At 69.3% G+C, this 18,555-nt stretch carries 18 protein-coding genes and 1 tRNA gene; 4 read left to right on the top strand and 15 right to left on the bottom strand.

What is annotated here, in order from left to right:
* Positions 1 to 314: 314 nt before the first annotated feature.
* Positions 315 to 1,517: a helix-turn-helix domain-containing protein gene (locus QMG73_RS13120; RefSeq protein ID WP_281895112.1), complete on the bottom strand. Its 1,203-nt coding sequence runs from the start codon at positions 1,515 to 1,517 to the stop codon at positions 315 to 317.
* A gap of 270 nt (positions 1,518 to 1,787) precedes the next feature.
* Here QMG73_RS13120 and QMG73_RS13115 point away from each other — a divergent pair, with 270 nt between their 5' ends.
* Entirely contained in the window at positions 1,788 to 2,012 is a 225-nt protein-coding gene (locus tag QMG73_RS13115) for a GntR family transcriptional regulator (protein WP_281895110.1), read from the top strand.
* On the opposite strand, the gene QMG73_RS13110 is transcribed toward QMG73_RS13115, so the two are convergent.
* Genes QMG73_RS13110 through QMG73_RS13090 form a run of 5 tightly spaced genes read right to left on the bottom strand, consistent with a single transcriptional unit; the run spans position 2,009 to position 4,428 of the window.
* Complete coding sequence (locus tag QMG73_RS13110) at positions 2,009 to 2,470, bottom strand: hypothetical protein (RefSeq protein ID WP_281895108.1); 462 nt, start codon at positions 2,468 to 2,470, stop codon at positions 2,009 to 2,011. The two genes, QMG73_RS13115 and QMG73_RS13110, sit on opposite strands and share 4 nt — an antisense overlap.
* On the bottom strand, positions 2,467 to 2,988 hold the full coding sequence (locus tag QMG73_RS13105; RefSeq protein WP_281895106.1) for a hypothetical protein: 522 nt from the start codon (positions 2,986 to 2,988) through the stop codon (positions 2,467 to 2,469). The genes QMG73_RS13110 and QMG73_RS13105 overlap by 4 nt, the downstream gene beginning before the upstream one ends.
* The gene (locus tag QMG73_RS13100) at positions 2,973 to 3,248 is read right to left on the bottom strand and encodes a hypothetical protein (protein WP_281895103.1); all 276 of its coding nucleotides are present in this window, start codon (positions 3,246 to 3,248) and stop codon (positions 2,973 to 2,975) included. Before QMG73_RS13100 ends, QMG73_RS13105 begins: the two co-directional genes overlap by 16 nt.
* On the bottom strand, positions 3,248 to 4,186 hold the full coding sequence (locus QMG73_RS13095; protein WP_281895101.1) for an ABC transporter permease: 939 nt from the start codon (positions 4,184 to 4,186) through the stop codon (positions 3,248 to 3,250). The genes QMG73_RS13100 and QMG73_RS13095 overlap by 1 nt, the downstream gene beginning before the upstream one ends.
* A complete protein-coding gene (locus QMG73_RS13090) occupies positions 4,183 to 4,428 on the bottom strand; it encodes a hypothetical protein (RefSeq protein ID WP_281895098.1) in 246 nt (81 codons plus the stop codon). The genes QMG73_RS13095 and QMG73_RS13090 overlap by 4 nt, the downstream gene beginning before the upstream one ends.
* Here QMG73_RS13090 and QMG73_RS13085 point away from each other — a divergent pair.
* Positions 4,427 to 4,780, top strand: a complete 354-nt coding sequence (locus QMG73_RS13085) for a hypothetical protein (protein ID WP_281895097.1) — start codon at positions 4,427 to 4,429, stop codon at positions 4,778 to 4,780. The two genes, QMG73_RS13090 and QMG73_RS13085, sit on opposite strands and share 2 nt — an antisense overlap.
* 446 nt (positions 4,781 to 5,226) lie before the next feature.
* Positions 5,227 to 5,652 (top strand): hypothetical protein, encoded by a 426-nt coding sequence (locus QMG73_RS13080; protein ID WP_281895095.1) that lies wholly within the window; start codon positions 5,227 to 5,229, stop codon positions 5,650 to 5,652.
* A gap of 48 nt (positions 5,653 to 5,700) precedes the next feature.
* Here the strand turns inward: QMG73_RS13080 and QMG73_RS13075 are convergent, their stop codons facing one another.
* Both QMG73_RS13075 and QMG73_RS13070 read right to left on the bottom strand, forming a co-directional pair.
* Complete coding sequence (locus QMG73_RS13075; RefSeq protein WP_281895093.1) at positions 5,701 to 6,729, bottom strand: tyrosine-type recombinase/integrase; 1,029 nt, start codon at positions 6,727 to 6,729, stop codon at positions 5,701 to 5,703.
* A gap of 129 nt (positions 6,730 to 6,858) precedes the next feature.
* Positions 6,859 to 6,935: transfer RNA gene (locus QMG73_RS13070), tRNA-Thr, on the bottom strand.
* Positions 6,936 to 7,214: 279 nt separating this feature from the next.
* On the opposite strand from QMG73_RS13070, the gene QMG73_RS13065 reads away from it, so the two are divergent.
* Positions 7,215 to 8,306, top strand: coding sequence for an ABC transporter ATP-binding protein (locus QMG73_RS13065; protein WP_281895092.1), 1,092 nt, complete (start codon positions 7,215 to 7,217; stop codon positions 8,304 to 8,306).
* Between the two features lie 191 nt (positions 8,307 to 8,497).
* Here the strand turns inward: QMG73_RS13065 and QMG73_RS13060 are convergent, their stop codons facing one another.
* The 7 genes from QMG73_RS13060 to QMG73_RS13030 form a co-directional block, all read right to left on the bottom strand.
* Positions 8,498 to 10,081, bottom strand: a complete 1,584-nt coding sequence (locus tag QMG73_RS13060; RefSeq protein ID WP_281895090.1) for a pectate lyase family protein — start codon at positions 10,079 to 10,081, stop codon at positions 8,498 to 8,500.
* A gap of 12 nt (positions 10,082 to 10,093) precedes the next feature.
* Positions 10,094 to 11,398, bottom strand: coding sequence for a pectate lyase family protein (locus QMG73_RS13055; RefSeq protein ID WP_281895088.1), 1,305 nt, complete (start codon positions 11,396 to 11,398; stop codon positions 10,094 to 10,096).
* 203 nt (positions 11,399 to 11,601) lie between these two features.
* Positions 11,602 to 12,759 (bottom strand): Gfo/Idh/MocA family protein, encoded by a 1,158-nt coding sequence (locus QMG73_RS13050; protein WP_281895087.1) that lies wholly within the window; start codon positions 12,757 to 12,759, stop codon positions 11,602 to 11,604.
* A gap of 24 nt (positions 12,760 to 12,783) precedes the next feature.
* On the bottom strand, positions 12,784 to 14,265 hold the full coding sequence (locus QMG73_RS13045; RefSeq protein WP_407676790.1) for a mannitol dehydrogenase family protein: 1,482 nt from the start codon (positions 14,263 to 14,265) through the stop codon (positions 12,784 to 12,786).
* Entirely contained in the window at positions 14,253 to 15,545 is a 1,293-nt protein-coding gene (locus QMG73_RS13040; RefSeq protein ID WP_281895084.1) for an enolase C-terminal domain-like protein, read from the bottom strand. Before QMG73_RS13040 ends, QMG73_RS13045 begins: the two co-directional genes overlap by 13 nt.
* Complete coding sequence (gene uxaC / locus QMG73_RS13035) at positions 15,542 to 16,951, bottom strand: glucuronate isomerase (RefSeq protein ID WP_281895081.1); 1,410 nt, start codon at positions 16,949 to 16,951, stop codon at positions 15,542 to 15,544. The genes QMG73_RS13040 and uxaC overlap by 4 nt, the downstream gene beginning before the upstream one ends.
* Before the next feature lie 9 nt (positions 16,952 to 16,960).
* Positions 16,961 to 18,289, bottom strand: coding sequence for a Gfo/Idh/MocA family protein (locus QMG73_RS13030; RefSeq protein ID WP_281895080.1), 1,329 nt, complete (start codon positions 18,287 to 18,289; stop codon positions 16,961 to 16,963).
* Positions 18,290 to 18,555 lie beyond the last annotated feature (266 nt).

The following is an 18,555-nucleotide window of genomic DNA, read 5'->3' as shown; positions in this document are numbered from 1 at the left end:
TGCCGGTCCTGCATCGCGCTCCTCCAGGTGGTGGATGGCGCGACGGCCCGAGTCTGGGGGGCCACGAGCCGCCGCGCCGGCTCTTGGGGGTGCGGTGGCCCGCGGAGGGTACCGAGCAAGCCGCCGCACCCGGCTTGGTGCCAGGCCAGCGGGCGACGGGTCCGTGCCGGGGACACCCTCGACACGCTGGCCTGGCGGGCCGGGTCGACCTGGAGGGCGAGCCCCAAGCCGACCCGACACCCCGTAGCCTCGCCGGCACCAGCCGTTACATCCAGGACTTTGGTGTCCGCAAAGGACCGTCAGTGTCCGCAAATTCAGCCGGCGGTCACCCGATCGTGTTGCGGACGCGGCTTGAACGTCTCGTAGGCGTCACGAAGCTCGGACGCGGCCTCACCGACGCCAGCCTCCTCAACGGCCCTGACGATCTCCGTGGCGCGCCACCAGTTCGACGCCACCACGCGCCCCGAGGTGATCGCCAGGCGCGCGGCGTCCGCAGCCTCATCGACCTTCTCCGCAGCCAACAGCGCAAGCCCCAAGTCCAGGCGTGCCGACGCGATCCGCCGCGGCCTTTGTACGCCGTCGTTTGCGGCCTCCAGTTCGTCGAGCGCGGTCCGCGCGTAGGCTTCCGCGCCCGCGTCGCCGACCCACGCGAGCGTCGTAGCCGTGTACGACAGGGCCTTGGCCGGGTCGTACTGGTAGTGGTGCTCTGGGCGCTCCGGGCGCGGCAGCGGCGACACGAGGCGCTCGACCCTGCCGAGCGCATCCCTGGTCTCCTTACCGCGTCCCATGCGCGCCCACGCCCGGCCTTCCTGCGCAGTGGCCTGGATGAGCGCCGAGCTGCCAGCCGGCGCAACGTCTTGGGCCTGCTGTGACAGGGCGACGGCGCGGGCATAGTCGCCCGTAGTCAGCACGTCCCATGCCTCGGTTTCCCAGCACCAGGCTTGGATCTCGCGGTGCTCGGCCTGTTCCGCCAGCTCGCGGGCGGTGGTCAGGTGGGAATCGGCTGCGCGCCGATGTCGCAGGTCAATCCGTAGCGTGGCGGCGAGCAGGGAGAGCCAGCCGCCGGCGACGAGGAGGCGGCGGTGCTCGTCGAGCGTCTTGCGCTTGTCGAGCAGCTCGCCGACGTAGTCCAGGTTGCGACGTGCACGTGGTAGCAGTTCCTCTGGTGGGCGGCGGGCGTACGCCATGGCGAGGCCGTCAACCGCCCCCTCCAGGCGAGGCAGGGCGCTGCGGACGTCGCTGGCGGTTACACGGCGCGCGAGCTCCACGGCGTCGAGGCCGTCGTCGTCTTCAATCCGAGTCTCAGCGAGGGCGGCGAGCGTCCCCGTGGCCACGCCGAGGGCAGTCTCCAGGCGTTCGGTGACGTCGGGCAGCGGTGCTCGGCGTCCGCTCTCCAGGTCGCTGATGTGGCCGTGACTTTGGTGCGCGAGGGCGGCGAGGCCGCGCACGGATAGGCCACGCTCTTGGCGCAGGCGGCGCAGCTCGCTGGGGAAGCGAGGGTCGACGGTCCTCGGCAATGGTGCTCCCTGCTTGCGGTCAGGGATGGTGGCGCCGGCCGCAAGCCCGGCGCCACCACAAGGGTAGTGCGGGGGCCGGGGGTGACACGAGCGGGCGGGCGCCCTTCGGCCACCCCCGGCAGGCCCTACGCCCGGTGTCAGCCAGGGAGCAGGTACCCAGCTCAACACCCTAGCGACTCTGGTCACAGTGTGACCAGAGAACACATAGTGCTTGATGTGCCCACAGTGGGCATGGTCGGATCTCCGGGTCAGCCAGGGAGATCCACCACCATGCCCATACCGATGGGGTACCGCGACATAGCCGCGGACCTTCAGGAGCGCATCGACACCGGGGAGTACCAGCCGGGTGCCAAGCTGCCCACGTACCCCCAGCTCGCCGAGCTGTACTCGGTGTCGGTGAGCACGATGCAGCGTGCCGTCGCGCTGTTGGTTGATCGGGGCTGGGTGGTCAGCTCGCAGGGCCGTGGGCTTTACGTGCCCGACGAGCTGCCCTAGCGGCGACCGCGCGCCCGGCGCATACGCCGTTTGACCGTGGACTCGCTTGCACCGAATCGTCGCCGCGCCTCGCGGATAATCTCTGCCGGGCGCAGCTTGCCGAGCTGCTGGGCGACCCAGCCGTCAAGATCCTGGCCCGACGGGGCTGGCTCGCCGGCGCGGCGGAGCACGACCTCGACCTTGTTGCCGCGGCCGGAGACGCTGCCCCAGTCGTACTCGGCCACGTCCTCTTCCGCCGTAGGGTCATCGGAGGGGTCAGTGGGGTCAGAACCCTTGCTGACCTGCGGGTTGACCCTGCCGACGCGTGACCCCTGTCCCCTGGGGGAGGGGAGGGATCGGCCGGACGCGACCCACCAGCGTTGCAGGCGGACGCCGGCCATGAAGATCCCGAGGGCGACGAGGAGGCCGACGAAGCGGCCCCAGCCGGCCGGTTGCTCGGATGCGGCAAGGATGGTCATGACACTCCAAAGAGCCAGGCCGGGATCAAGCTGACCCAGCCGGTGACGAAGTCGATGGCGGCGAGTAGTAGCGAGCCGACGGCGCCGCCGGGTAGCTCGGCCATCAGTCCAAGCAGGGTGGCGCACGCCCAGAGCGGCAGGTTGAGGCGGTAGATGCCGGATGTGGGAAAGGACAGCGACGCGAACCGCCCGAGCCGCTTGGACATGCGTACCGGGAGTAGGCAGCCAACCGTGTAGATCGCGAGCACCCCGATCCCGGCGCCGAGCACAACAGACGTGGTGGCGCCGGCGATGTAGGCGCCGCCGCTCGCCGCGAGCAGTTCGTCGATGACGCCGGAGAGCGCGCTGACGGTCCACTGGTCGAGGGGAGAGCCGTCGAAGCCCTGCCGGATTGCTGGCAAGGCCATGAAGAACGCCAGCCTGTCCCGGAGCGAGTTCGGGCCGACGCTCATGTAGTCGACGACCAAGGCCAACAACAACAGGACGGCGACGCCGGTCGGGCTCATCGGCTGGTCCACGGTTCCCCTTCGATCATGGCCGGCCAGTGGCAGATCAGCGCGCCCGTCTCCACCTCGTGCACCGCCAGGTAGTAACCGGCGATCTCCTCACCGCGTGCCCCGTCCGCCCGCGCGAGGATGACGGCCAGGTCGTCGAGGTGGGCGCCTGCCTCGCGGGCGCCGCGGCCGTCCAGGTCCAGGACCGCTGCGAACTCGCGGTTTGTGTGGATCTCAGCGCCTCGCGGGTCGTGGGCGCGGATGCGGTACCGGCGTGCGGCCATCACTTCTCCTCGGTGCGGATGAGGTGGTAGAGCGCTGCCCCCATGCCGAGGACGGCGACCGGGATGCAGGAGAGCGCGGTGGTGATCTGCCACGGCGCTGCGGTGACGCCGGCGGCGACCATCAGGTGGTAGGCGACCTGTCCGGCCGCGCCGAGCGCGAGTGCGCCGATGGCCGACCAGCGTGCGAACCGACGCGCCCGGGCAGGTACCTGGCCGCTCAGCCAGACCCGCAACGCGTACGCGGCGTACGCCTCCATTCCGATGGGCAGCGTGATGGCCGTGTCGATGGTGGCCCAGCCGCCCTCGGGTGCGATGCCGGGCAGCAGGTTGACGACGCCGAAGCCGGTCAGACGGCCGATGCCGACCCAGCCGGCCCAGATGGCGATGGAGGCGGGTAGGGCGAGCACCAGGACCGGCCAGGCGCGCACCGGACGGGCGGCGCGGTCGGGCGGCTGGTGCCCACCGTCGGCGGGTGCGATGGGTGCCGGGTCTGGGGTGGGCACGTCCACAGTGGCCTGCGGTGGCGTGATCGGTTCCGGAGCGGCCGGCGGTACCGACACGGTGGCCTTAGTGCCCACCTCGCGCAGCCTCCGCGACGCGAGGGCACGGTGGGCACCCGCGAGCCGGCGACGAGGCTGCGGAGCTGGCGCCGTCACGGTCACGTGAACCGGCGGCGGCGCAGGGTCGGTGCCCACCTGCCGGAGCCGACGGGATGCCCACGCCAGGTGGGCACCGGGGCGACGCCGGCGGGGCCTTGCCGCGGCGGGGCCCGGGGTGGCGAGCTGGGCGCGCGTGTCCTCGCGGATCAGCTCGTCGCGCAGGCCGGTAGCCCGGGGGCCGGAGATCTTGAACTCGGACATCAGCCGGTTGCGGGCGGGCAGCTCACCCAGCTCGGCGACGAGCCGGCGGGCCTGGGGTAGGAGGGTGTCGGTGCTCATCGCGGTGCCTCCAAGCCGGCGGCCGCGCGAGCCCGCCGTCGACGGGGACGGAAGGCCCGGAGCTGGTCGGCGCGGAGGTTGAGCAGCAGCGTGACGGCGGCGCCGACGGGGGCGATGACGCCGACAGCGGCGACGCCCCAGGGGATGGGGCCAGGGGCGAGGGCGACGCCGGCGACCCAGACGATCGCGAAGAGGGCGAAGACCGCGCTGGTGATGAGCACGAGGCGGCGGGTGAAGGTCATGCCGGACAGTGTGACGCGACTGAAGCGAATGATGCAACTGAAGCCGTTGCGTCGGATGAAGCAATTTGCGCTATCGAGTCGCTTGGAGCAGGTGCAGCGGACGTGGGATCATCCGGTGCATGACGTCGGGGTGTGCGTGAGCAACGACGAGTGGATCACCGGGCCACGAGCGGCCGACCTGCTCGGGGTGCACCGGTCGACGATGCTGCGCATCCTGAACGACCCAGCGGCGCGCGAGCGCGAGTTCGGCGCTGAGGGCGAGGGCTGGCGACTCAAGCCGCTGTCGTCCCGTGGGGTCATCCAGGTGCGGCGCTCGGTGGTTGAGGCCAAGCTGCAGCCGCACGCAGAGTGACGGATTCCCGTCACCTGATCGGGTGATTGCACGGCCGGTCTGACCTTTTGGTCATGCTGAGTGGACCATCAGCCCGAGGACGTTCTTTCGCTGGTCACGGCTATTCATGGGTGTTCTCGACCTTGGTGTCCTGATCGGGCTTAACGGCCGATCAGCGATGCGCCTGTTCGGGTGACGTGGGGTCAACTCTCCGTGTCTAGCGCGCGGCCTTCAGTGATCGGAATCATAGGTGCTTCGCTTCCCATGATCCGACCGGCGGGGTCGGCAACACAGCCGGTGGGAGCGCACACATAGGAGGACTCGGCGAGGGGCGGGACTCGCCGAAAACCACGGAGGGAACCGACGACGTGCCAGAAACCAAGCACCCCGCACCAGCCACTCCACCAGCCACCGCTCGCACCACCGCACTCATCTGCACTATCGGCGGCAGCGTCGTCACCTGCGCCATGCTGATGGCCGACGCCTTCTACTGGACCGGCGCCAGCAAGGCCCAGCTCGGCTACCAAGAGCACGGCGCCCTGATCGGCCTCTGCGCAGTGCTCTTCATCGTCGGCGGCCTGGCCTGGCTGATCGACAGCGTCGCGCACTGGCTCGACGACCGCGCCGAAGAACGACAGCAGGTCGCCCAGCAGCGCGAGGACGAACGCGTCGACGCCCTGGTCGACGCGTTCGCCGCACGAATGCTGGCCGACGAGGCACGCCTCAAGGCCACCGAGGAGCAGCTCGCACAGATCCTGTCCTCGATGTCGGTCGCACTGAACCAGGCCGAGACCCGTGGGTACGACCGCGGCTGGCTTCACGGCTCCACCGGCAAGGCGCCAGAAACCCACGCAACGAACGGATCGGCAACGCGTCCGCTTCACTCGGTTTAGACGCTCCAGCGCAGACCGGCAGCCCTTTACGGTTGCCGGTCTGCTGCGTCATCCGCCCATGACCCGGTCGTACGCGCGCGCCGCGCGGCGGGCTCGGACCGCGCGGCCGTACCGCTGGAGCATCTGCGTGCTGTCCCAGCCCATGAGCTCCATGAGGTCGCCCTCGGTGCCACCGTTGTCGATCCAGGCGTCGGCAAAGCCGTGGCGGAACATGTGTGGGTGGATCTTGATCCCGAGCCGCGCGCCGCGCCGCTCGACCAGCTGATACAAGCCGGAGATGGTCATGGCCTGCCGCCGGCGCACACCCAGCCACAGGGCCGGCAGGTGCTGCGCCGGATGGCGCGGACGGACACGGAGGTACCGGTCGATCGCCCGCGCACAGGCATGGTCGAAGCGGACCCGCCGCGTCTTGTCGGCCTTGCCGGTTACCAGCGCGGACCGGTCGCTGAGGTCAACGTGGTCCAGGCTCATGCCCACGATCTCGGCCAGGCGGCATCCGGTGGCGCGGAATAGGTGCAGGATCGCGGCGTCGCGCCGATGCGGGAAGTCTCTCTTGCTCTCGGCGTCCTTGATGAGCGTGGCCAGTTGGGTGGGCGTCAGGACGGGCACGGGGTTCTCGGTCATCTTGGGGGCCGGTGGGACCTTGACTCGGCGGTCGAACATCTCGGGCATGTCCTCTTCCTCGCTGAGGAAGTGCCCGAACTGCTGGAGCGACCGGGCGAGCTGGTTGACGTATGCCTTGCCGTACCCGGTGCAGGGCTGTCGTTCCTCGGCCATTCGCCATGCCGGTGCGTCACCGTGCCGGGTCTCTGGCGCGAACCAGTGGGGGCACGGGTCGCCGCCGTTTTGGATCCACACGAGGAAACCACGGAGGTGGTCGCGGCCGGCGTCTTCCCAGCCGTTGAGGTGCGGGTGTTCGCGTAGGAGCCAGCCTGCGTACAGGACGGCGGCGTCCGTGTAAGTGAAGACGGTGCGTTCGCTGCGGCCGACGGCGCGCAAGGCCAGGGCGAAGCTGTTGATGAGCGGCTGGAAGCGTCCCGCGTTGGGCCTGCGCTGCTTCGGGTGTAGCGGTGGCATGTGGATCACCGTCCCCCGGAGAGGACGGTGGGCGGCATCGGGCGATGTGCGCTAAGCGGATACTCCATGAGCCTCGTTGCATCCCCTTGTCCGGGACGCTCACGGACGTTTCCGCAGGTAGAGGAGTGTTGGAGCCCCCGGCCGGACTCGAACCGGCGACCCTCCGCTTACAAGGCGGAAGCTCTGGCCAACTGAGCTACAGGGGCTTGCTCGTCGCCAGCATAACGACAGACTGGCATCGCCGGTGATCGGTGTCTCATCGACGCGCGGGGCGTTCGTGCCCAGCCATGCCCGGATGCCCGAATGATCCGCACCGGGCGGTCCCAGAAACCACGTCGCACCTTGGCACGCAGCCGGAAACCGTTTACCGTTGCGTGACGCGGATGACACCTAGGTGCACCCGCTGGCCGGCGCCATTCCGCGCCGGTCGCTCCTTCACTCGGATCGTCCGGCACGTTCCTGCCGGTGAAAGGAAGCGCTCCACCATGGCTACGGTCACGTACTCCAAGGCGACCCGGATCTACGCGGGCACCGAACGTCCCGCGGTTGACCACCTGGATCTGGAGATCGGCGACGGCGAGTTCCTCGTTCTGGTCGGCCCCTCCGGTTGTGGCAAGTCCACCAGCCTGCGGATGCTCGCTGGTCTCGAAGACGTCGACGAGGGCTCGATCTACATCGACAGCCGCGACGTCACGCACCTGCCGCCCAAGGCCCGCGACATCGCGATGGTCTTCCAGAACTACGCCCTGTACCCGCACATGACGGTGTACGAGAACATGGCGTTCGCGCTCAAGCTCCGCAAGACCCCCAAGTCGGAGATCGACCGGCGGGTCAAGGAGGCGGCGGCGCTGCTCCAGCTCGAGGAGTACCTCGGCCGCAAGCCCAAGGCCCTCTCCGGTGGCCAGCGCCAGCGTGTCGCGATGGGCCGCGCGATCGTCCGTGAGCCGCAGGTCTTCCTCATGGACGAGCCGCTGTCGAACCTCGACGCGAAGCTCCGTGTGCAGACCCGCACGCAGATCGCCACGCTGCAGGCCAAGCTCGGCATCACCACCGTCTACGTGACCCACGACCAGGTCGAGGCCATGACGATGGGCCACCGCGTGGCGGTCCTGCTCGACGGCGTGCTTCAGCAGGTCGACACCCCGCGTGAGCTGTACGACAAGCCGGGCAACGTCTTCGTGGCCGGCTTCATCGGCTCGCCCGCGATGAACATCAAGACCGTCCCGCTCACCGAGCAGGGTGCCGTCTTCGCCGAGATGATCGTGCCGCTGGGCCGCGAGCAGGTCGCGGCCGCGCAGGCCAACGGCGGCGACGGCAAGATCACGGTTGGCTTCCGTCCGGAAGACTGCGACCTGGTCGGCGCCACCGAGGGCGGCCTGCCCGTGGTCGTCGAGCTGGTCGAAGACCTGGGCTCGGACGCCAACGTGTACGGCCACGCCGCGCTCGACGGCGGCTCGGAGCGGTTCGTGGTGCGCACCGACCGGCGGACCATGCCGAACATGGGTGACACCGTATTCGTGAAGCCGCGCACCGACCACTACCACGCGTTCCACGCCGCGACCGGCCAGCGCCTCTGATACAAGCTACGAAAAGGGCGGGCCCGGTTGGGCCCGCCCTTTTCTGTGTGGGAACCGCAAAGAGCAGGACCGGCCGGGGCGGGACGCGGGAGGCCCGGGCTGTAGCCGCCCGTGCCCCGTCCCCGACCGGGTGTGGTGCCCGCGGGCGGTGTCTGCCCACCGCCCGCGGTCACATCTCGCGTGCACGGCCCCTAGAAGCTGAGCTTCCCGGTACCAGCTCCCGCCGTGACGACAGACTTGATGGTGTTGGGGTCGGCGACCGTGTAGCTGTAGTAGGCGCTCGGCTCCTGCACCGTGCCGCTGCAATCGGGCTGCCCCGATTCGCCGACGAACACGTTGTTGCGCGCGACGCAGCGGCCGCCCGGGCCCGCGTAGCTGTTGCTGACGGGTTCCTCCACGTCCTCGAAGTAGTTGCCTTCGACCACACAGCCCGCGTTCGCCTGGCAGGCCACGCCGACGTCGGTGTTGTAGACGTAGTAGTTGTTGAACACGTGCACCGGCTCGCCGAAGCGGACCCGCGGGTTGCGCTGCGGCGTCCGGTTGAACCAGTTGTTGTGGTACGTCACCTTGAGGTTTCCGGTGTCCTGAGCGGCGTTGCCGTCGTCGTGCCCGAGCAGCATCGTCTTGGTGTGATTGTGGAGGTGGTTCCACGACACCGTGATGTACGACGAGCCACGCTTGATGTCGAGCGCCCCGTCGTAGCCGTTCGAGATGTCGTTGTGGTCGAGCCACACGTGGTGCGAGAACATCTGCACGTTGATCCCGTCGTCCGGGAAGTCGCGGATGTTCAGGTTCCGGATGATGACGTTGTGCACGGCGTTGGCCGGCGGGGTGGTGACGTCACTGATCGGCACCCCGACGTTGAAGCCGCCACCGGTGATGCCGGAACCGGCACCGACGCCCACGATCGTCTTGTCGGACGTCACGTCGTGCATCGGGCCGGGCAGCGCGATCATGCCGCTCACCCGGATGTTCAGCGGTCCGTTCTGCGCGATCGCGGCCAGCAGCTCGGCCGCGGTGTCCACCGTGACGGTGGGTCCGCCGGCACCGCCCGTGGTGCCGTTCTGCCCGAGCGTGTTGACCGAGGCGAAGCCCTTTGGCGGCGCGCCCGGCTCGATCGGCGGTTCGGTGGGTGGCAGGGTCGGCCCGCCGCTCGTCGGTCCGGGGGTCGGCTCACCGACACCGGTGGCGACCGTGACGTCGTCGACCGTGACGCTGGCGTAGCTGGCCGCGATGCCCGGACGGCCGCTGGCGAACGCGGTATCGGTCGCGTTGACCGCGAGCGCCCCGTTGACGTACCCCCGCAGCGAACTGCCGGCCGCGTCGAGGCGAAGCGTGGTCCAGGTGCCGACCGAGCCAGCTCCGGTGCCGCTGCCCAGCACGATCGGACTACCGCCCGCTCGCTTGATCAACTGAACGGCACCGGAGCTGGTGATTACGAGCGCGTAGTAGTTGCTGCTGCTCTGCGCGCGTGCGATCAGGCCGGCGAACCGGCTCGATCCGTTGAAGCCGGTCGGTTTGACCCGTGCCTGTACCGAGTAGTCGGCCCAGCTCGTCGACCCGACCAGGCTACGGGAGTCGCTGCTGGTGCCCGCCTGGCGGTACGCACGGGTGCCGTCCGTGACGACCGACCACGTACCGCCGGACGTGGACCAGCCGCTTGCGTTGCCGTCCTCGAAATCGTCGGAGAGCAACGTGTCCGCGAACGCGTACGGCGCGGCGATGACCACGAGTGCCCCGGTGGCGACGGCCGCGATCGCGCCTTTCAGTTTCACTGCCGGACCTCCTCAGCAGAGCCGCCCGGCGCCGGCCAGTACCGGCACCAGGATGGACACGAACTGTGCGGGCAGGACGGGACCGTTGCGCAGGGTCGGCGTCCAGCCTGAATCGGCGCTCAGGTCGGGATCGTGCTCGGCGTTGTACGCGTCGAGCAGGTCGACCGCGGCCGGCCGGCTCTTGCCGGACCGCACCCAGGTCCCCTTCTCCGTGATCGCCGTGCCACCCCAGTCGTAGATGATGTCCGCGGCGGTCACGTCGGCGCCGAGTGCGAAGAAGTTGTTCTCCGCGTAGATCGATGACTGGACGCCGACGCCCCAGGCGTACGAGAACCCGTCGCCGGCGACCTTGTAGTAGTTGTTGTAGATGTCGACCTGGCCGAAGCGCACTCGCGGGAGGCGCTGGAGGCTGCCGTCGAACACGTTGTGGTGCAGCGTGACGTTGAGCCGGCCGACGTCCGGGCCGACGGTGTTCGACGAGCCGATCAGCATCACCTTGTCGCGCGCCGAGAACCGGTTGAACGAGGCGGTCACGAGGCTCGCGGTGTGCGTGATGTCGAGCGCACCGTCGTGCACCTGGTACGGCCGTCCGAAGTAGACAGGCTGTTCGCTGTCGGGGTTGTCGCCGTCGGTGAACGTGTTGTGGTCGACCCACACGTTCTCGCTGCGCCGCACCGACATCAGGTCGAACTGCGAGTTCCAGTTGCCGAGGTCACCATCGGTGGGCGACCAGGCGGGGAAGCAGTCCTGCGCGTCGACGAAGGTGAGGTTGCGGACGATGACGTTGTTGGCCCGGTCGACCATCAGCGTGAGGTGCTTCAGGGTCGCGCCGCGCATGCCGATGATCGTGGTGTTGGGCCCGACGTTGACCTGTGTGTAGGCGGTCTGGTTGGAGACCGACCGCACCCGGGCCTGCTCCAGCGGGCCGCTCGGGTTGACCCGTCCCCAGACCGCCGGGTCGTACGTGGCGAGGTACGCGTCGAGCGAGTAGGCCGGGTCGGCCAGTGCCGCACAGCCGCCGTCCAGCCCTTCGAAGCCGTCGAGCGTGCCTTTGACGTACACGATTTTCGGGGTGGTGCCGGCGACCGCGGCGATAAGCTCGGCGCGGTTCTCGACGACAAAGACGTTTTCCTCGGTGGCGGTGGAACCGCCGGTTGTGCCGGGCCCTGACGCGGCCCATCCATCGTTTGCCGGCAGCACTTGCCGGCCCAGTTGACGTGCTCCCCAGGACACTTCGCCTTCGGCGCGGGCCGGTGCGGCAAACGCCGCCACCATGCCGAGCCCGGCCGCTACGGCGGCCAACTGCCTCAGTTGCATCGCACTCTCCGCGCGGGATCCGGTTAACGCGTTCTTAACAAGAAAGCTACGGATCCACGCTTAAGAGAGTCAATGCCTTCGATTTGCAGAAATGTTGCAACTAAAGCAGGCAAAGAAGAATTGCTCGGCCGCTATATGCCGAGATAGTGGGTGTTGGGTCCGATTTTTACCGAACGACAGTTGCCAATGTTTGCAGTGCGTTTTCAGGCACCGGTCACCTCCTCGTTCAAGGCGACCCGGAGCGGTTGTTCGGCCCACGGGACGGCCAGTTCGGAGAACAACGCGAGCCGCTCCGTCGCTTGGCGCAGCACGGCGTTGATCCCCTTGATCGTCAAGAAGCGTTCTGGCGCGACGCCACTTTCGGAGAGCAGGTCGTCGGTCAGGCGGGTCGGTTGTGGCGCGGCGTGCAGTACGTCGAGCACCGCGGTGAACGGCTTGGTGCGCGCGAGGGGCGCGATCAGCGGCTCACCCTTCTCCCGGTGCGCCAGCAGGTTCTCCAGCAGGCTCGTGCGACCGGGGACCTCGCGGAACTCGGAGTCGCCCGGCAGTCGGAGCCGGTCGGTCGGGTACTCCAGCACCGCGGTACCGCCGGTGCCGTACACGATGACCTCGCCCTCGATCTTCTCCTCGCCGCACAACGTCACGGCCACCAGGATCGGCAGGCCCGACTCCAGCGTGATCCGCAGGCAGGCGGTGTCGTCGACCTCGATGTCCCGGCAGCGGTACCGCTCCAGCTCCACTGTGGACGGCGCCAGCCCGGCGATGGCAAGGCACTGCATCCAGGCGTGCGCCAGCGGGTTGGCGAGCGCACCGTCGAGCGACGGGTGCCCGTCGACCGTACGCTTTCCGGCCCACGGAGACCGCTGGTAGTACGAGTCGGCGCGGTGCCAGGAGGCGACCGCCGCGACACCGGTGACCACGCCCAGCCGGCCGTCTGCGATCGCGCCCATCAGCTCGGCGAGCGCCGCCGAGCCGAGCGCTTGGAACCCGACCTGCAGGGCCCGGCCGGTCTCGTCGACCACGTCGCTGAGCGCGCGGTGCTCGTCGAGCGAGAGCACCGGCGGCTTCTCCAGCAACACGTCGGCACCGGCGCGGAGCGCGTCGGTGGCGATCGGCAGGTGCGTCTGCGGCGGCGTGCAGATCACCACGACATCGGGCCGCACGGCCCGCAGCATCTCGCGGTGGTCGGTGAAGAGTTCGGTGCCCTCGGGTACTGGCGCATCCGGCGCCGCCTCGATCGGGCGCACGTCGACCAGGCCCGCTAGCCGCACCCGGCCGGCCTCCTGCATGGGCGCGATCTGCCGGCGATGCCAGAGACCATGCCCACTGGCACCAACCAGCGCCACCCGTGGCTCACTCATGGTTGTACACCTCCGGGGAGGAGATCATAGTGCGGCCTCTCGGAGGGTTTGCTCGACGCCGTGCTGCTCAAGGGCGGTGAGCCAGCCGACCACCAGCTCCCGTATCGCGTCGTCGCCGACCAGCTCGGCCGGGAACACCTCGGTCAGGCCGAAGAGCGCGTCGACCACGCCCTCCGGTGAGTCCTTGCCTTCCGAAAGCGCGGTCCTGATGCGCTCGGCCAGCGGGTCGTCGAGCGGCAGCGGGGCGCCGTCGTCGGCCTGCCCCTGCACGAAGCGCATCCACGCGGCGAGCACCAGGGCGCCCCAACGCGGCACCGCACCGGTCGCGCGCCGATCGATGAGGGTGTGCAGCACCCGTTGCGGCAGCTTCTGCGAGCCGTCCATGGCAACCTGGATGGTCCGGTGCCGGATCGCCGAGTTCGCGAACCGCTCCAGGACCGAGTCGCCGTACTCGATCACCGAAACCCCGTCCGGCGGCTGGAAGCTGCCGGCGACGTCCTCGGCGACGAACCTCCGCAGCGCCTCCCGCATGCCGGGGATGGCCAGCGCCTCGGCGATCATGTCGCGGCCCGCGAGCGCGCCCAGGTAGGCGATCGCCGAGTGCACGCCGTTGAGCGAGCGCAGCTTCAACCGCTCCCAGGGCCCGGCGTCGTCGGTCAGCACCGCACCGGCGCGCTCCCACGCCGGCCGCCCGCCGGGGAACGCGTCCTCGATCACCCACTCCCGGTACGGCTCGGCCGCCACCGCCGCCAGGTCGCTCACGCCGAGCAGCGCTTCGACCGTGGCGAGCGTCTCCGGGGTGGTCGCCGGCACGATCCGGTCGACCATCGAGCCCGGGAACGTGACGTTGTCGCGCACCCAGTCCACCACCGGGGCGGGTGCGCCGCCGTACTCCAGGGCCTGGGTCACGAGGCCGTGCAGCCGCTTGCCGTTGGACGGCAGGTTGTCGCAGCTCAGCAGCGCGATCGGGCCGGCGTCGGCGGCCGCTCGTGCGATCAGGCCGCGCACGAGAAGGCCGGGCACCGTCATGGGCGGCCCGTCGCCGGTCAGATCTGCGGCGACGGCGGGATCCGGCCTCAGCCGCCCGGTGGCCGGGTCCATCTGGTACGCCTTCTCGGTCACCGTCAGCGTCACGACCCGGATGGTCGGGGACGCGATCAGGTCGAGCACGGCGTCCGGATCGCTGGCCGCGTGCCGTACCCCGGCGAACGCACCGACCACCTCGCTGTGCGTGCCGTTGCCGCTCAGCGACGTGACACTGAAGAGGCAGTCCTGCTCGGTCAGGTTGCGCACCACGTCGAGGCTGCGCGGTGCGACACCGACGATGCCCCAGTCGCCACCGGCGAGCGCGATGGCCGCCTCGGTGTAAACCGCCTGGTGCGCGCGGTGGAACGCGCCCAGCCCGAGGTGCACGATGCCGGCGGGCACGGTACCCGGGCGCACCCGGGGCCGGCTCGCCACCGGTACCTGGCGCAGGCCGCCCAGCGAAAGCCTCACTGTCGCCATACCGGCCCGTCCGGGAAGGAGTACTCGGCGATCGACTCTGGCTTCATGGTGGCGCTGTACCCAGGCTGCTCGGGCAGCAGGTACCGGCCGTCGCGGGTGCGCACCGGGTCGACGAAGTGCTCGTGCAGGTGGTCGACGTACTCGACCATGCGGCCGTCGAGCGAGGTCCCCACGCGCAGGTAGTCGAAGATCGCCAGGTGCTGGACGTACTCGCAGAGGCCAACGCCACCCGCGTGCGGGCAGATCGGCACGCCGAACTTGGCGGCCATCAGGATCTCGGAGAGCACCTCGTTGACGCCGCCGACCCGGCACGCGTCGATCTGCATGACGCCGATCGCCTCGGCCTGCAGCAGCTGCTTGAAGATGACCCGGTTGGCGGCCACCTCGCCGGTCGCCACCCGGATGGGCGCGACGGCTTGCTGGATGCGGGCGTGCCCGAGTACGTCGTCGGCGTGCGTGGGCTCCTCGATCCAGTACGGGTCGAACTCGGCGAGCCGCGCCATGTTGGCGATCGCCTCGTCGACGTCCCAGACCTGGTTGGCGTCCATCATCAGCAACGCGTCCGGCCCGATCTCCTCGCGGATGATCCGGGCGCGGCGGACGTCGTCGTCGATCGGGCCGCCGACCTTCATCTTCATGGCCCGCCAGCCCTCGGCGTACGCCTGCCGGGTCAGCGCCCGCACCTTGTCGTCGGGGTAGCCGAGCCACCCCACCGACGTGGTGTACGACGGGAAGCCGTCGCGCTCCAACTCGTGGAGCCGGTCGTCGATGCCGACGAGGCCCTTGTCGAGGATCGCGGCCGCCTCGGCGGGCGTCAGCGCGTCGGTGATGTGGTGGAAGTCGATGCTGCGCACCAGTTCTTCCGTGGGCATCTCGGCGAGCAGCCGCCACAACGGCTTGCCTTCGAGCTTGGCGCGCAGGTCCCACACCGCGTTGACGATCGCGCCCGTGGCCATGTGGATGACGCCCTTTTCCGGCCCGAGCCACCGGAGCTGGACGTCGGCGCTCAGCGAACGCCAGAACGCGACCGGCTCGGCGAAGATGTCCTCAATGGATCGTCCGACGACGTGGTGCGCCAAGGCGCGGACCGCGGCACAGGTGATCTCGTTGCCGCGCCCGTTGGTGAAGGTGAAGCCAGCACCGGTCTGCGGGCCGTCGGTGCGAAGGGAAACGTATGTCGCCGAGTAGTCGCCGCGGTTGATCGCGTCGGATCCGTCGCCGGCGGCCGCCGTCGGGAACCGCACGTCGTGGACGTCTACTGACGTGATGACTGTGCTCACAGTTTGAAGATCCTCTTGGGCAGTCGGTAGGCGAGGTCGACGATCGTCTCGGCCGCCTCGTCGAGCGGCAGCCGGTGCTCGGCGACCAGTCGGGCGAGGAAACCGGCGTCGATCCGGCGCGACACGTCGTGCCGCACTGGGATGGAACAGAAGGCGCGGGTGTCGTCGACGAACCCGGCCGTGTTGTAGAAGCCCGCGGTCTCGGTGACCGCCTCGCGGTACCGGCGCAACACCTCCGGCGAGTCCAGGAACCACCAGGGCGCGCCGAGGAAGAGCGAGGCGTATCCGCCGGCGAGCGGCGCGAGCTCGCGGGTGAACGTGTCTTCGTCCAATGTGTACAGCACCACGCGCAGGCGCGGGTCGTTGCCGTACTTCTCCAGCAACGGCAACAGGTTGTAGACGTACTCGGTCGCCCGCGGGATGTCACCGCCGACGTCGCGCCCGTGCGTGTCGTACAGCCAGGTGTTGTGGTTGCGCACCGCACCCGGGTGCAGCTGCATCACGAGCCCGTCCTCGATGGACATCTTCGCGAACTCGACGAGCATGTGGCCCCGGAACGTCTCCGCGTCGGCCTCCGTCGCCTCGCCCCGTAGCCCTTTCTCGAAGAGCTTCGCGGCATCCGGTTCGTCCAGCAGCACCGTGCGAGCGGTCAAGTGGCCGTGGTCCGAAGAGGTCGCGCCGGCCGCGATGAACGCCTGTCGCCGGCTGCGCAGCGCGGCCAGGTATCCGTGGTACGTCGTCGTGTCGTCGCCGGTGATCTCGCCAAGGCGGGCCACGTTGTCGGCCCAGTTGTCGAACTCCATGTCGACCACGTTGTCCGGCCGGAACGTGGTGACGACCCGGCCACCCGGGCCGCCCCAGCCATCCGCCGCGAGCTTCGCGTGCCGGCCCAGATCGTCCAATGGGGACTCGGTCGTGGCCAGTACCTCGATGTTGAACCGCTCGAAGAGGGCGCGCGGCCGGAACTCCGGCTCGGCGAGCTTCGCCGCGATCGCGTCGTACACCTCGTCGGCGGTGTCCGGGCTGAGCCGGGTCGTCACGCCGAACACGTTGGCGAACGTCTCCTCCAGCCACAGCCGGGACGGCGTGCCGCGGAAGAGGTACCAGTGCTCGGCGAACCGGCGCCAGATGGTCCGCCCGTCGGTCTCGTACGGCTCGCCGGTGCGGGTCGGTACGCCGAGGGACGCCGGCGACACGCCCTGGCTGAGCAGCATCCGCGTGACGTAGTGATCCGGGCAGATGATCAGTTGCGCCGGGTCGGGGAAGGGCGTGTCCTCGGCCAGGATCGCCGGGTCTATGTGCCCATGCGGGGAGATGATCGGCTGGTTCTTGGCGAGGGCGTACAGCTCCCGGGCTATGCCCCGCTGCGTGGGTTCGGCGGGAAAGAGCAGGTCGGCTCGCGACACGGACGGCTCCTAGGGGATGGTGAGCAGGTCGGCGACCTTGACCGGCTGGCCGGTCTCGAACGAACGGTTGGCGGCCAGGCCGGTAAGGAGGGCCAGCGCGCCGTCCCGAGCGGAAGCGCCGCGACCCATTGGATCATGCACGCCCCCAAATAGGACCGCGGTCATGCGGGCGTCCGCACCACCGTGGCCCGCTCGGGTGTACCCGGGCACCGGCACCTGCCGCGGCTGCGCCCAGAACGGCCGCAGGGTGATCCGTGCCCAGCCTTCCTCCACGGCCGCCTGCACACCGTGCAGCGCCGCGCCTTTCAACTCGGTGGCGGCGTACGGGCTGACGAAGTCGCTCTCCACGACCTCGAGCTCGAGCCGCCCCTTGCTGCCGTTGAACATCACTCGGTAGCCCTCCCACGGGGCGTACGCGGTGAGGTGGTAGGTCATCGTGGCGCCGGTGGAGTACTTGGCCAGCACCGCCATGTCGTCTTCGATAGTCACGCCGGGTGCGAAGACGTTCTGGTCCCGGTGGTACCCATCTTCCGCCTCGGCGTCCAGGTAGAGCGCCCGCAGGTGCGGATTGGCGGCAAGGTGCAGCGCGAACGGATCGCCGGCCGCCTCGGGGCTGCCGTGCGCGCGCTCGTAGTCGCGGGCGTACCCGTGCCGGCGCCCCTGCTCGCCGTAGAAGAACAGCCCTCCGTACGCGAACACCTCGACCGGCACCGCGCCGAGCCACCAGTTGACGAGGTCGAAGTGGTGGCTGCTCTTGTGCACCATCAGGCCGCCGGAGTTGGCCTTGTCGCGGTGCCACCGCCGGAAGTAGTCCGCTCCGTGCCGCACGTCCAGCAGCCACTCGAAGTGCACCGAGCCCACTTCGCCGATCTCACCGTCGGCGAGCACCTGACGCACTTTCTCGTGCAAAGGGTTGTAGCGGTAGTTGAAGGCGACGGTGACGTGCCGGCCGGTCTCGGCGACCGTGTCGAGGATGCGCTGGCAGCGCTGGACGTCGGTGGTCATCGGCTTCTCGGTCACCACGTCGCGACCCGACTTGAGCGCGGCCACGATGTACTCGTCGTGGGTGCGGTCGACGCTCGTCACCAGCGCGACGTCGACCCGCTCCTTGTCGAGCATGCTGGTGAACTCGCCCGCCTGGTACGTCGGCACCGCGTCCGCGCCGAGCTCCTCCAGCCAGGAGTTGTGCGCGTCCATGCGGGCCTGGTTGACGTCGGCGAACGCCACCAACTCGGCCTGGTCTGCGTGGTCGCGGACGATCGAACGCACGAACATCTCAGCGCGCGAACCGGTGCCGACGAGGGCGTAGCGGAGCCGCCGCTCCGGCTGATCCGACATCGAGGCTTCCTCCAGAAGGTGCAAAGGTTTGCAGCAGAAGAATTCCCGAGTGCCCGCTGCGCGTCAACGCTTTCCGGAAAAGTGACCTGATAAATCCCTTTGGTACTGAGTTGGAGCGCTCCCGGTGCAGGTCGTCGTAACGAAGCCGCAATCCAAGCCCGTTGACACGTGAGCAACCGTTTGCATTAATTGGCCGATCCCAGTGACGACCACCACACGAGCAGGAATGGAGACGCCGCTGTGCCCGCCACCATCCGCGACGTCGC

Origin of the sequence: Phytohabitans aurantiacus (assembly GCF_027923225.1) — a bacterium.
Classification (GTDB): Bacteria; Actinomycetota; Actinomycetes; order Mycobacteriales; family Micromonosporaceae; genus Phytohabitans; species Phytohabitans aurantiacus.
This window is presented reverse-complemented; position numbering and strand designations above follow the sequence as displayed.

Coding starts and splice junctions, on each gene's coding strand:
- QMG73_RS13030 (WP_281895080.1), bottom strand. CDS start 18,289: ATGTCGGATCAGCCGGAGCGGCGGCTCCGCTACGCCCTCGTCGGCACC.
- QMG73_RS13055 (WP_281895088.1), bottom strand. CDS start 11,398: ATGCAACTGAGGCAGTTGGCCGCCGTAGCGGCCGGGCTCGGCATGGTG.
- QMG73_RS13115 (WP_281895110.1), top strand. CDS start 1,788: ATGCCCATACCGATGGGGTACCGCGACATAGCCGCGGACCTTCAGGAG.
- QMG73_RS13075 (WP_281895093.1), bottom strand. CDS start 6,729: ATGCCACCGCTACACCCGAAGCAGCGCAGGCCCAACGCGGGACGCTTC.
- QMG73_RS13110 (WP_281895108.1), bottom strand. CDS start 2,470: ATGACCATCCTTGCCGCATCCGAGCAACCGGCCGGCTGGGGCCGCTTC.
- QMG73_RS13085 (WP_281895097.1), top strand. CDS start 4,427: ATGCCGGACAGTGTGACGCGACTGAAGCGAATGATGCAACTGAAGCCG.
- QMG73_RS13095 (WP_281895101.1), bottom strand. CDS start 4,186: ATGAGCACCGACACCCTCCTACCCCAGGCCCGCCGGCTCGTCGCCGAG.
- QMG73_RS13050 (WP_281895087.1), bottom strand. CDS start 12,759: ATGAGTGAGCCACGGGTGGCGCTGGTTGGTGCCAGTGGGCATGGTCTC.
- QMG73_RS13100 (WP_281895103.1), bottom strand. CDS start 3,248: ATGGCCGCACGCCGGTACCGCATCCGCGCCCACGACCCGCGAGGCGCT.
- QMG73_RS13065 (WP_281895092.1), top strand. CDS start 7,215: ATGGCTACGGTCACGTACTCCAAGGCGACCCGGATCTACGCGGGCACC.
- QMG73_RS13090 (WP_281895098.1), bottom strand. CDS start 4,428: ATGACCTTCACCCGCCGCCTCGTGCTCATCACCAGCGCGGTCTTCGCC.
- QMG73_RS13080 (WP_281895095.1), top strand. CDS start 5,227: ATGCTGATGGCCGACGCCTTCTACTGGACCGGCGCCAGCAAGGCCCAG.
- QMG73_RS13045 (WP_407676790.1), bottom strand. CDS start 14,265: ATGGCGACAGTGAGGCTTTCGCTGGGCGGCCTGCGCCAGGTACCGGTG.